General features: G+C 41.8%; 14 protein-coding genes. 3 read left to right on the top strand and 11 right to left on the bottom strand.

Going from position 1 to position 12,414, the window contains the following annotated elements:
* Positions 1-17: 17 nt before the first annotated feature.
* The 10 genes from rpsK to NSA57_RS00025 form a co-directional block, all read right to left on the bottom strand.
* Complete coding sequence (gene rpsK, locus NSA57_RS00070; protein ID WP_173751979.1) at positions 18-413, bottom strand: 30S ribosomal protein S11; 396 nt, start codon at positions 411-413, stop codon at positions 18-20.
* Between the two features lie 68 nt (positions 414-481).
* Positions 482-850, bottom strand: a complete 369-nt coding sequence (rpsM, locus tag NSA57_RS00065) for a 30S ribosomal protein S13 (RefSeq protein ID WP_022066622.1) — start codon at positions 848-850, stop codon at positions 482-484.
* A gap of 302 nt (positions 851-1,152) precedes the next feature.
* On the bottom strand, positions 1,153-1,266 hold the full coding sequence (rpmJ, locus tag NSA57_RS00060) for a 50S ribosomal protein L36 (protein ID WP_003497809.1): 114 nt from the start codon (positions 1,264-1,266) through the stop codon (positions 1,153-1,155).
* 331 nt (positions 1,267-1,597) lie between these two features.
* On the bottom strand, positions 1,598-2,479 hold the full coding sequence (gene hflC, locus NSA57_RS00055) for a protease modulator HflC (protein WP_147597958.1): 882 nt from the start codon (positions 2,477-2,479) through the stop codon (positions 1,598-1,600).
* Between the two features lie 2 nt (positions 2,480-2,481).
* On the bottom strand, positions 2,482-3,540 hold the full coding sequence (gene hflK / locus NSA57_RS00050; RefSeq protein ID WP_257463645.1) for an FtsH protease activity modulator HflK: 1,059 nt from the start codon (positions 3,538-3,540) through the stop codon (positions 2,482-2,484).
* Between the two features lie 467 nt (positions 3,541-4,007).
* Complete coding sequence (locus NSA57_RS00045; RefSeq protein WP_257463644.1) at positions 4,008-4,616, bottom strand: hypothetical protein; 609 nt, start codon at positions 4,614-4,616, stop codon at positions 4,008-4,010.
* Positions 4,617-4,664: 48 nt separating this feature from the next.
* A complete protein-coding gene (locus tag NSA57_RS00040) occupies positions 4,665-5,678 on the bottom strand; it encodes an LCP family protein (protein ID WP_257463643.1) in 1,014 nt (337 codons plus the stop codon).
* Between the two features lie 18 nt (positions 5,679-5,696).
* A complete protein-coding gene (locus tag NSA57_RS00035; protein WP_257463641.1) occupies positions 5,697-6,602 on the bottom strand; it encodes a hypothetical protein in 906 nt (301 codons plus the stop codon).
* Entirely contained in the window at positions 6,599-7,309 is a 711-nt protein-coding gene (locus tag NSA57_RS00030) for a CpsD/CapB family tyrosine-protein kinase (RefSeq protein ID WP_257463640.1), read from the bottom strand. Before NSA57_RS00030 ends, NSA57_RS00035 begins: the two co-directional genes overlap by 4 nt.
* A 29-nt stretch (positions 7,310-7,338) precedes the next feature.
* Positions 7,339-8,061 (bottom strand): YveK family protein, encoded by a 723-nt coding sequence (locus NSA57_RS00025; RefSeq protein WP_147598249.1) that lies wholly within the window; start codon positions 8,059-8,061, stop codon positions 7,339-7,341.
* A 337-nt stretch (positions 8,062-8,398) separates the two neighbouring features.
* On the opposite strand from NSA57_RS00025, the gene NSA57_RS00020 reads away from it, so the two are divergent.
* The 3 genes from NSA57_RS00020 (at position 8,399) to NSA57_RS00010 (ending at position 11,310) form a co-directional block, all read left to right on the top strand.
* Positions 8,399-9,763, top strand: a complete 1,365-nt coding sequence (locus NSA57_RS00020) for an MATE family efflux transporter (protein WP_257463639.1) — start codon at positions 8,399-8,401, stop codon at positions 9,761-9,763.
* A 162-nt stretch (positions 9,764-9,925) separates the two neighbouring features.
* On the top strand, positions 9,926-10,855 hold the full coding sequence (locus NSA57_RS00015) for a tyrosine-type recombinase/integrase (RefSeq protein ID WP_257463638.1): 930 nt from the start codon (positions 9,926-9,928) through the stop codon (positions 10,853-10,855).
* 119 nt (positions 10,856-10,974) lie between these two features.
* The gene (locus NSA57_RS00010) at positions 10,975-11,310 is read left to right on the top strand and encodes a hypothetical protein (protein WP_257463637.1); all 336 of its coding nucleotides are present in this window, start codon (positions 10,975-10,977) and stop codon (positions 11,308-11,310) included.
* Between the two features lie 109 nt (positions 11,311-11,419).
* Here the strand turns inward: NSA57_RS00010 and NSA57_RS00005 are convergent, their stop codons facing one another.
* Positions 11,420-12,238 carry an ExeA family protein gene (locus NSA57_RS00005; protein WP_028087973.1) on the bottom strand — a complete coding sequence of 273 codons (819 nt, stop codon included), beginning with the start codon at positions 12,236-12,238 and terminating at the stop codon, positions 11,420-11,422.
* Positions 12,239-12,414: the final 176 nt, after the last annotated feature.

Here is a 12,414-nt window from a genome sequence, read left to right as displayed (position 1 = left end):
TCAAGCTACCTCCTCAATTAGACTCTTCTGCGTTTTGGTGGACGGCATCCGTTGTGCGGAACCGGTGTTACGTCACGGATACTTGTTACTTCAAGACCGCATGCCTGAAGTGCACGGATTGCAGCTTCACGTCCTGAACCCGGTCCTTTTACCATAACATCAACAGTTTTTAATCCATGGATTAAAGCAGCTTTTGTTGCAGTCTCTGCTGCCATCTGTGCTGCATAAGGAGTAGATTTCCTTGAACCTCTAAATCCCAGACCGCCGGCACTTGCCCATGAAAGAGCGTTTCCTTCGTTGTCAGTCAGTGTAACAATTGTATTGTTGAAAGAAGACTGAATATGTGCCTGTCCATGTTCAACGTTTTTCTTGACACGACGTTTTGTTGTCGTTCTTTTGGTTGCTTTTGCCATTTTAAAACTAACCTACGCTTTCCTTGAATGTAATATTCTTAAGTTACTTTTATCAATTATTCTACTTATTATTTCTTCTTGTTTGCTACTGTTCTCTTCGGACCTTTGCGGGTTCTTGCATTTGTCTTAGTCTTCTGACCACGAACCGGAAGTCCTTTACGATGACGGATTCCTCTGTAGCATCCGATTTCCTGCAGTCTCTTGATATTAAGAGCGATTTCACGACGAAGATCACCTTCTACCATCATTGTCTCATCAATGACAGCGCTGATTCTCTTTACTTCTTCATCTGTCAGATCTCTGACACGTGTGTCAGGATTTACATTTGCCTGCGCAAGAATTTTGTCTGCGCTCGGTCTGCCGATACCATAAATATAGGTAAGGCCGATTTCAATACGTTTTTCTCTTGGTAAGTCTACACCAGCTATACGAGCCATGTACTGTTTCCTCCATCTTCTTTTTTGAAAGCGCTTCTGTCGTATACCACTTACCGGATGGCAAGGTGAAATGGGGCATACCTGAAAGTCTGCTTTCTGTTTTTAGTTTCCTAATTGGGGTGCCTCGGTAAAACACCCAGCCGTCTTTGGCGTAAGACAGCCTTTCCGAAATTGCAGCTAAATGCTGCTGTTGCCTCTCGGTATTAGGCAATACATGCTTTGATAAATCAATTATACAAACAGTCCGAACAACCCTTCCGGGTGTATCAAACTGCAGCCGCACGTTTCACAAACTGCCGTCATTAACCCTGGCGCTGTTTGTGTTTTGGATTTTCACAGATAACTCTGATAGATCCTTTTCTTTTAATGATCTTGCATTTCTCGCAGATCGGCTTTACAGATGATCTTACTTTCACTGGAAATCCTCCTCTCGTAATTTAGGCTTGAATCTGCAGTTATGGACGCACTCATAGCGCGTTCGCATTATAGTTTAGCATCAATGTATAAAGATTGCAAGTACTTTTTTTATTTTTTTCCAAAATCATATCTGCAAAATGATATCTGCCACAGCCGGATAAATATTCACAGGTAAAATCCCCCACAATGTAAACAATAACACAGCAGCCACCTTCCCATTTCCATGTTCCGGTGTCTGCTGTGTCTCCATAAAACTTCAGTTATTTATTTTTCCAAAAATACACAAACTTCTGTCTTTTATAAACTCTTCCGTAAATCACACACGATCAATTACTGCACGGTTCCTGTATTCCCCTGGAAAATCTGTGCGATCGGGGAATCCGGAGAAAGGATCACTGTTTTGTCCTCGCCCTTCATAGAGTTTTTCAGAGCATCCAGGCTGCGTACAAAGGAATAAAAATCACTTCTTCCTTCTTCGCCATAAGCGCCGGCAAGGATCTTCATATATTCCTGCTCACCCTGGGCTTCCAGGATTTCCGCCTGCTTCTTGGCTTCTGAAATCTGAATGGCAACCTCTTTGTCCGTAGTATTGCGGATCACCTTGGCCTCTGAGCTTCCTTCAGCCTTATAAGTAGCCGCTATATTATCTCTTTCTGAGATCATTCTCTCATAAACAGCTTCCTTATTGTCATCCGGCAGATCCAGCTGCTTGGTATCAAAAAGCATTACCTCTATTCCGTACTGCTCCATATTGTCATCTACAGATCCCATTACCATATCAGCCAGTTCTCCGTCCCGGCTGGTGATCACCTCGTCCTGGGACATACTGCTGATGGCATTTTTTGTCGCGTTATATACTGCTGTATTAATACGGCTTTCCCCGTTTTCTATTGAAGAATTCAGCGTTCTGGCAAATTTCAGAGGATCTGAAATTCTCCAGATCACATAACTGTCTGTAATCATAGTCTTTTTGTCCCTTGTGATAACATCTGAAGGCGCAAGATCATAGAGAAGGGTCTGTTTTGGCAATGTTGCCGTTGTTTCCATTAATGGTACGCGAAGACTGATCCCCGGCTTATCAATCACTCTCTGTACCTTTCCGAACTGGCGGATCAGCTTATATTCATTCTGTTTTGTCACTGTAACTGATGTAAGAGCTGCAAATACAACTACAACCCCTGCAGCCACAGCAAGAACTTTTTTACGTTTCATGATCATTCACCTCCCTGTACTGCAGCGTCTGTGGTCTGACTCTGAGCATTTTCCGGCTCAGCTCCGGTTTCCGGCTGCTGTGTTTCCGCTGCTTCTTCACCATCGCTTTCCCCTGTAAAAGAATCAAGCGGAAGAACTTTCTGGGTTCCGTCTCCATTGTCAATGACGATCTTCATATCCGGAAGTACATCTTCCATGGTCTCATAAAACATGCGAAGCTTTGTCACTGTAGGATTTTTTACATATTCCTCATACATGGCGTTAAATCTTGCCACTTCAGCTTCTGCCTCATTAATTCTGACCTGCTTCTGAGCCTCTGCATCCTGAATGATCTGGTCTGCCTGAGCCTCTGCCTCGGGAAGCTTTTCATTTCTGTATTTATTGGCGTTATTAACGGCAGTTTCTTTGCCCTGCTTTGCTGTTTCCACAGCCTTAAAGGCTTTCATGATCTCCTGTGTAGGCGGCTCCGCATCCTGGATCGTAATGTTCACAAGCTGGATTCCCACATCCTGAACCTCCATTTTTTCCATGATCATTTCTTTGATCTTTGCCTGTATCTCACTTTTTCCCGTAGTCAGCACATCGTCTACCGTATAGCTGGCAATCACCGTACGGATACAGCTCTGGGCAATACTTTTCAGAATTTCTTCCGGCTGCTGAGACGTGTAAAGATATTTAACCGGTTCTGTGATCCTGTATTCCACAAAAAAATCCACGTCGATAAAGTTATAATCTGACGTGATCATAATCCCTTCATCTGCCACCACGTCATTGGAGTCCTGATCATATCCAATAGGAAATCCCTGTATGGTAGTGTTTACCTTATGTACCTGCTGGATCAGAGGCAGTTTAAAATGAAGTCCTGTTTCTGTCACTGCTTTCGGCACACCAAAGGTTGACAAAACCGCCTGCTCCTGCTCCTGGATCTGATAGGTACAGTCTGTGGCAAACAGACCCACAACAGCAACCCCGGCCACGATTGCCACAACCTTTTTGGCATGCTTTCCGGTCTTTGGTCTTTTAGGAGACCATTTCTTTTTCATGTTGTTAAATTCCTCCATCTGTGTCCTCCTTACTGCCCAATCTGATGAACATACAGGTATACCTTAAACTGAAATTTCAATCATATGTCCCCGGGCGGTTTATTGAAAGAAAAGAAAAAGACTTTCATTCCGGACAGATTCATTCTGCCTCAAAACAAAAGTCTTGCTGCTTACTTCATATCGCGGATATCTTTTACTGATACCGTACTGACGCAAATATGTACCTCATCTGAAAACCATTTTATTTTCATCCGATGGCCGCTACTCCCTTTTCTTTGAACGGTATAATATCATATTTTACGGCTGGTTACAAGTACAATTTTAATGGAAACGTAAAATCAGAATATTATCCAAAAAACGATTTTCATTTTTGTGCATTTTTCCAGTTCAAAAAGAATCTCCCACAGCGTACCAGTCATGCAAAGCATCTGATTTCCGGGGAGATTCTTATTTTAATATTCCAGGACTAAAATTTCAGTCCCTGATTATTCTGCTTCCTCAACATTAGCAAGAACAGCTAACAGAGAAAAGTCTTCCACTTCAAACTCAATTGTCTGTTTTTCGAAATCAACAGCTGCAGGCTCAATGATTTCCCAAATCTTTAACTCTTTATTATAATATAAAATATTAACATCTTTCAGAGTATCTTTCAGAATCGGGATCTGAATAGTAACATCATATTTGCCGTTGGCATTCTTCTCTACAGTTACGCCTTCTTCTGCTTCCAGGGCCATAAAGCCTGTTAAGAAATCAAGATTCTTTTCTTCGATTTCTTTAATTGTTTTTTCAAGTGCTGCTTTTGCTTCCTCATCAGTTACTGTTTCCAGTACGGCAGATAACTTTTCAGTAAAAGCCTTCATATCCTTTGTTCCTTCATTTACCTCTTTGATCAGGTCTGCCATTTCCTTATCTTCAGTTTCCAGAGTGGTAAATACTTCATCTTCTTCAATTTTATCTGTTACGATATATTTACCAACACTGTCTTCTACAACTACTACCTTGTCTGTAATACTAGGACCCGCCCATGTGGTTGCAGGGCTCATCAGTACAACTGCGCCTAAAATTCCGGCTAAAATTTTGTTTGTTTTTTTCATTGTCGTCTCTCCTTTTAATATAAATTTTTATAGATAATGGCATGTCTGCTATTTATCTTCTTTGTAAAAAACAGAATATATTAAATCCTGAAGTCCGTCCTGATCCACATGAAATTCATCATAGTAATCACCCTGAACCCCTTCGCCCGGTACTGTATGCGTCACCGGAGGATTTTTTTCAGTAGCTGTCAGAAACTTTACAAAAATGTCATTTCCCATGTTTGTGACCATATAACTTCTGAGGCTGTCGTAAAGCCTTGCAACAAATGAGGCATCTTTCTGATACTCTTCCTGGGCTTTTTTCATATATGCCTGCAAAAAACTTTTTTGTCTGTTCTGACGCACCAGAGCGCTCTGAGTCTGGTCAATATCACGATAGCGCACAAACTGTTCTACATTATCCTTTGTGAGAACAACCTCTGCGCCTTCTGTAAATTCAGGATTCACTTCTGCCAGGCTGTTATCCGGAACCGTAACCTCCACGTTACCGGCAATTTCTGTCATTACAGGAATTGCGTCCATATTAACCGCGCAGTAACTCTGAATATGAATTCCGCCAAACAGGTCAGAAACCGCATCCTCCATCAGTTCACAGATTTCTCTTTTTCCATCGCCCTGGGCAAACTGGAGATTGATATGGTTTTCCATTTTGCCAAGACTTTTTCCTCCAACAGTAAACACTTCTATCTCTGTTATGGTATCACGGGGAATGGAAATCACATGAATCTGTTCTGTCACCCGGTCCATGGACACCAGAAAGATCGCATCCGCCTGTCCGGTATTATCTGTTTCCTGGTTTTCCACCTCACCTCTGGTGTCAATTCCCATAAAAAGGAAATTGCTCAGATGGTCGTTATAAGTATAAGTTTTTCCCTTATATGTAATGCCGTCTTCCTGCTGATCCATGGATACAGAATTTTCGGATTTTTTCAGATGCGGAGACGCTGTCTGCTTTTTCCATATTCCTGCCCCGAAGACTGCCGCCACGATCAGCACTGCGCATCCTGTCAGAATATATGCGGCTTTCTTTTTTCGATATCGACTTCTTTTTTTTGTCAGCATCCTTGTACACTTTCTGTTTTATTTGCTGATGTAATTCAGTTCCACCATCTTCTCATAAACCGCCCGGGCCATTGCCGCCTGCGCTTCATATGTGGAAGAAGGCGAAGAGGTGACAGCAGCAAGACTTATGTAATGTTCTTTCCATTTTTCACTTAACGCCGCGTCCAGAGCAGCTGAATCCACGGAACCGTCCAACGGCCGGGTTCCAACTATAATAAACTGCTCCTGGTTGGAAAATGTTTTCAGAATATGCTCCTGCTGCTGCGCAAGCTCAGCCGGATCATGATTCCAGCCGCCATAATATCCCATAAATATAACAGGGATATAGTCCAGATCGTCACGGGTAAGGTCTTCTTCCGTAAAATCACGGATTCCTGTTTCTGTAACATAAAGCTGCGCGCCATTGGCTGCTTTCTGATGCTCAGAAATAAAATTCTGAATGATCTGATCATCAACCCCGGCTCTCTTCATCATAGACAGAGTACCTCCGCCCTGAAGAGTCTTATTGACTACTGGAATATTATAACCGTTTTCCTGAAGAAGTTTCTGAAGAACTGTCATATAGGAATACTGCTGTGTATCCTCTGCAGTCAGCAGATCGTCTCCCCAACAGGATATCCCTGCTGTTTTTTCCTTTACAGGTTCCGAAGGCACAGGAGAAAGAGTCGGCGCAGGGGTCGCTGTGACCTCCGCTTCCTGAGCCGCCTTCTGCTGAAGTTCTTTTGCCGTTTCTTCCTGTTTTTTATCTAATTTCTGTAAATCTTCCCTGTCCTCTGCTCTTGTTTCGTCCGCCAGCTTCTCCAGCCTTTGTTTATCTTCCCTTGTCTGGTTTCTGTTCCATACAACAAGCCCTCCCAGAATCAGCACAAGCACTATACATAACAGAGCCAGACATACATTTATAAGCTTACCATATCTTCTCAATTTTTGTTCTGATCCTCTTTCATTTTTTCATAATAGGCGGCATACTTTCCACTATAACGAGAATAATACTTGTCTTTTTTCATATCAACCTTGTTGAGAACTGCTCCGAGCGTCCTGCAGCCGCTTTTTTCTATCTGGACAAGTACTTTTTTAGCTACTTTATGGCTGACTGCTTCGCTTTCCACAACCAGAACTGCTCCGTCGCATTTCTGAGCAACTATGGCGGCATCAATAATTGTGCCAAGAGGCGGTGTATCAACAAAAATATAATCGTAATGCTCTCTCAGTTTTTTCATAAGAGTGGAAAAAATCCCCTCCCCAAGAAGAGCTGACGGATTGGGAACCGAAGGACCTGCAAAAATAATATCCAGATTCTCATAATTAGTTGAATATAATAAATCCGCAATTCCTATCTGTCCGCTTAAAAACTGAGATAAACCTGAAACACTCTCTGCCACGCGAAACCTGAGAGCATAAGTAGACTTTCTCATATCTGTATCCAGGAGAAGAACCCTTTTTCCTGACGCTGCCATTTCTCTTGCCAGAGAAAATGTAATATCGCTTTTCCCTTCGTTAGGGTAACAGCTTGTAAGTAAGATCGTCTTTACATCCTTGCCGGCAAATTTTATATTTGTCAGCAGTGTTTTAATTGCCTCTTCATAATAATAATCCGTTTTACGGACATCCTGCATTGAAACTCTTTTCATTATTCCGGTATCTCCTTTCACTCAGGGTATTACTTTTTTCTTCTGTTCTTGTTAATATAGTCCTTTCTATCCGGAACAGAAGCCAAAACCGGAACACCCAGATACTTTTCCACATCATCCTCAGACTTAATGGTATCATCCATAACTGTAAGTACACAGATGATTCCTCCACAGAGAACAATGCCTGCAAGAAATCCGATCAGAATATTTTTGGTCATGCTTGGAGAGGTCTGCACTGTGGGAATCTTTCCTTTTTCGATGATCTTAGGCGGAACAACTTCCATTTTATCTCCAATATATTCGGAAGAAACCTCCACAACCTTATCTGTGATCTTTTTCGCAAGTTCTCCGTCCGTATTTACTACAGAAACTTCCAGAATTCTTGTATCTACAGGGTTATTGATCGTAATACTCGCTCTGAGAGCCTCCGGTGTCATCTCCAGGTCAAGCGCATCAATAACATCCTCCATTACACTTGTACTTTTGATCAGTACCTGATAATCTGCTGCAAGCTGTGACCCCAGCTGCAGATCCGCAATAGACGTAAGAGTTGTCTCCTTGGACAAGACCAGGATACTGGCTGTGGAAGTATATACAGGATCTATTAAAAAAGCCGTATATGCGCCATACAGACAGCCACCCAGCAATCCTACTGCAATAATAAGAAAAATCTTTCTCTTAATTGCAAAAAATATTTCCCTTAAATCAATCACATCATCATCGGGAACATTTCTTTTTTCGTTTGTTTCCATTTTTACTCCTTCTAATCCTTTTCCTGCTTCTGATTTCATAAAATATTGCACTGCGAAAACAGTTTCAGCCTATTATCACATTATTTTTCGTTTTATCACAAGTACTGCCCCTTGTAAATCCGGAAAATACCGGAAATTTATATACCTAAAATAAAATTTATATATCCCTCTCAAATTTCTTAAAATTCTCAATATTGTGGTATCTTTTTTATCTTCCATTTCTTTTTCTTATCTTCCAGACGAAACGTTTTCTTTTTATTGAATTGCCCCGATACTTCTGTTATAGTAGTGGACGGTGCAGGTTTTCTGCACACTTTTCGGGCGGGGGAAATAAATTATGAAAACTTCAGCAGATCTTGGAAAAGATCCTGTATCTTCACTGGTGCTGCGTCTTGCCATTCCGGCAATGATCGCCCAGTTTGTCAATGTTCTGTACAGTATTATTGACCGCATGTACATCGGCCATATCCCGGGTACCGGCGCCCTGGCGCTGGCAGGAGTGGGCGTGTGCGGTCCCATTGTGACTCTTCTGTCATCCTTCGGAACTCTTGTGGGATTAGGCGGTTCCATTCTTCTTGGGATCCGAATGGGCGAGGGCAATCTTCCGAAGGCCAGACAGATTCTGTCAAACTCTTTTTTGATGCTGTGCGGATTTTCCGTTATACTGACAGCCGGCTTTCTTTTTATGAAAGATCATCTTCTGATCTGGTTCGGGGCCAGTGAGATCACTTTCCCATATGCAGATACTTATACGACCATTTATACTGCCGGAACCTTTTTTGCATTGATGGCAGCCGGTCTGAATTATTTTATCAACTGTCAGGGATTCCCTGTTGCCGGAATGATGACTGTGCTTATTGGCGCAGTTTCCAACATCATCCTTGACCCTGTTTTTATCTTTTTGTTCCATATGGATGTAGCCGGAGCAGCCATTGCCACTGTTATCTCTCAGATGGCATCCTGTGCCTTTGCTCTGCTTTTTCTGTTCAGCAAAAAAGTCCACGTACGCATTTCCTTTGGCAATTACAGCAGAAAACTGATGCTGAATATCCTTTACCTTGGAATGTCCCCGTTTCTGATTCTGGCAACAGACAGCATTCTTCTGATTGTCATGAACACAGTTCTTCAGAAATACGGCGGACCGGAACAGGGAGATATGCTGATCACCTGCGCTACCATTGTACAAAGCTATATGCTGCTGATCACTTCTCCCATGATCGGTATCAGCGGCGGAACCCAGGCGATCATCAGTTATAATTACGGCGCCCGTCAGACTCAGCGGGTCAAAAAAACAGTACGTACAAACCTGAAGCTGATGCTTCTGTTTACCACATTCATGTTTATCCTTTCCCGTTTTATTCCGGGAACCTTTGTCCGCCTTTTCACCTCCAGTCAGGAATACATGGACTTTTCTGTCTGGGGAATCAAAGTATTTACCATGATGATCATCCCTTTAAGCTTTCAGTATGTGTTTGTAGATGCACTGACTGCCCTGGAACGGACCAAAACCGCTCTTTTCCTTTCCATATTAAGGAAGCTGCTTTATGTTGCAGGAACTATTACCCTTCCGCTGTTTTTCCAGGCTTCTGCGGCATTCTATGCGGAACCACTTTCAGATGCCGTCAGCGCTGTTATCTCTTCCGGAGCCTTTCTGCTGATCATTGACAGGCATCTGAAGAAAAGAGAAACGACAGTGGCATAATCTCTGCCACTTTCATCCTAATATCATTCACACGAGAGGCTCACTCATCGATTGTCCTGATAATCAACAAGATTCTGTATTTCCTCATTTACAATTGTAAAAATAAAATCGACATTTTTCAAATAGGCACTCATAATAAAAAAACAAAGGAGGGTGCCTATTATGGATCAATTATCAAATTTTATATCTGAATATCTCAAAACATGTGAAACAATAAAAAAGCTAAATTCAAAAACCATTAAAGCATACCGTATAGACTTATCACAATTTCATACATTTATGCTGCAGCAGGAGGATTTCGCAGAAAAAGCAACATTGAACTCATTCCTGTCACTGTTACACCAAAAATACAAACCCAAAACAGCCAAAAGGAAAATTGCTACCTTGAAAGCATTTTTCCATTATCTTGTTTACGAAGACTTATTATCTCAAAATCCTTTTGAGAAACTCAATGTGAAATTTCGGGAGCCACAAGTCCTGCCCCGAATAGTGCCTACCACTGTTATAGAAATCTTTCTCCGAACTATGTATAAACAAAAAAGGCTTGCACATACAACATACAAATACAATTCAATCCTTCGTGATATAGCCGTAATGGAATTACTATTTGCAACTGGGGTACGTGTTTCTGAACTATGCTCACTCACTCTTTCCCAAATAGATTTTACTACATACAGAATTATTATAAACGGAAAGGGCTCAAAAGAACGTATTTTACAAATTGGTAATGAAGATGTCAAAGAAATACTTTCCGAATATTATACAGCCTTTAAAACAGATATTTCTAAAACAGGGTGGTTCTTCATCAACCGTCTTCACAAAAGATATTCTGAAGAATCTGTCCGAAACATGATCATCAAATATCTGAAACTTGCCTCTATAGATATGCACGTAACTCCACATATGTTCCGGCATTCCTTTGCGACACTGTTATTAGAGTCTGATGTTGATATTCGGTATATACAGAGAATGCTGGGACACAGCTCTATAAAGACAACCGAAATATATACAAATGTGTCTACTTCCAAACAAAACAGCATTCTAACTGCCAAACACCCACGTAACTCAATGCATATTAATATTACAATGTAACTCCGAGGGCCGCCTAATTTAAGCGGCCTCTTTTTCTCCCTCTCTGTCCATTCTAAACCAGGGATAATATCTAATTATCTTGTAATATAAATTTGATTGTCAAACAGAGGGGGGGTAATATGAATACTTATAATTTATGTTTTAAGCAATTAAATATTCAACAAATAGATGCGATAGTACAGTGTAGAGATTCACTGATAGAATCCTCTTTTCTTAGAGAGACATTTGTGAAACCTGATACAGACTATTTAGAATATATTCTTCTTGGTGCTGGAATAATGATTGGAGTTTTTTACGATAATACTCTATTAGGTTTTGCTTCATATGTTACACCAAGCAAAGCAAAAACTGATCTAACAAAATTTATTACGAAAAACAAAAATAATATCATTCAATTTGAACATGGAATTATAGCTCCGAAATGGCAAGGAAATGGTTATTTATATATGTGTTAGTGATTTCATGAGCTGTCACCAGATTGCTCACATCAGTTGACGCTCACTTGCTTAACTTTCTGTCACCAGTCAGTTAGGCAATACCGCCTGTTTTCAGGCGGTACCTGCTTTATGAAGTTACCATCCCAAGCATCTCGTGTTCCACAACGAATTTGATCATATAATCATCGATCAATCGTTTCTGATTTTGAAACGCATACATCAGAGCTTTTTCACAGACACGGTTGATCATCCGTGGGATTCCTGCAGATGCCTTATGGATCTCATCCAATGCCTTGGTTGTAAATATTTCCTGCCCGCATCCGGAGTAATCCATGTGGCTTGCGATATATTGTTCTGTTTCAGAACGGTCAAGATGAGGCAGCGTACAGTACATGTCAATGCGCTGCCGGATGGCGGCATACCGCTGTAGCTTTAGTTTATTTTCCCACAGTTCTGTCTGCCCAACTAAAACAAGAGCCATGGGACTCATGGAATCAAACCGGTAATTGAGCAAAAAGCGGAATTCTTCCAGCGTCTCCTTCTCTAACAGGTGGGCTTCATCCAGGATGCAGACAACCTTTTTACGCTGTACGCCCCGGATTACCTCGATCTCCTGTTGCAGTTGGCGCTTTGAATCACCGCGGTAGAAACGGGATTCCAGCCCCAACTGATCCAGCAGACCTTTATAGAACCACCTTGGGGTCAGTTTTGAGTCTGACAGATAAAGGATGATGTAATCCTCTTTTGGAAGTTCCGAATAAAACCGGCGGATAAGCGTTGACTTTCCACACCCTGAATCAGCTGTTACAACAGCAAACATCTGGCGGTCCGCCACATAAGCCAGACGGCCGAGAGTTTCCCGGAAAGCATTGGATTCGAACAGTTTTTCAGGAGGGACATCCCGGACAAACGGTGTATGTTCCATGCCAAAGAATGATTCATACATTAGTCATTCGCCTCCTTCCTGTAAGATGCAAATGAAATCGCATCTGCCATCTGGTACTTACTCTGTGTATATTTCGTTTCCAGCGCATCCAGAAAACGGGAAGTTGTCGGCACTTGTCCCTGCATGGCAGCCGGAAGTGCTGTCTGCCTGTCGCAATACGGTCCAATCTTTACAGG

This window comes from Blautia caecimuris (assembly GCF_024622975.1).
Classification (GTDB): Bacteria; Bacillota; Clostridia; order Lachnospirales; family Lachnospiraceae; genus Blautia_A; species Blautia_A caecimuris.
Note: the sequence above shows the minus strand (reverse complement) of the source record. Positions and strands in the feature narration are given on the sequence as shown.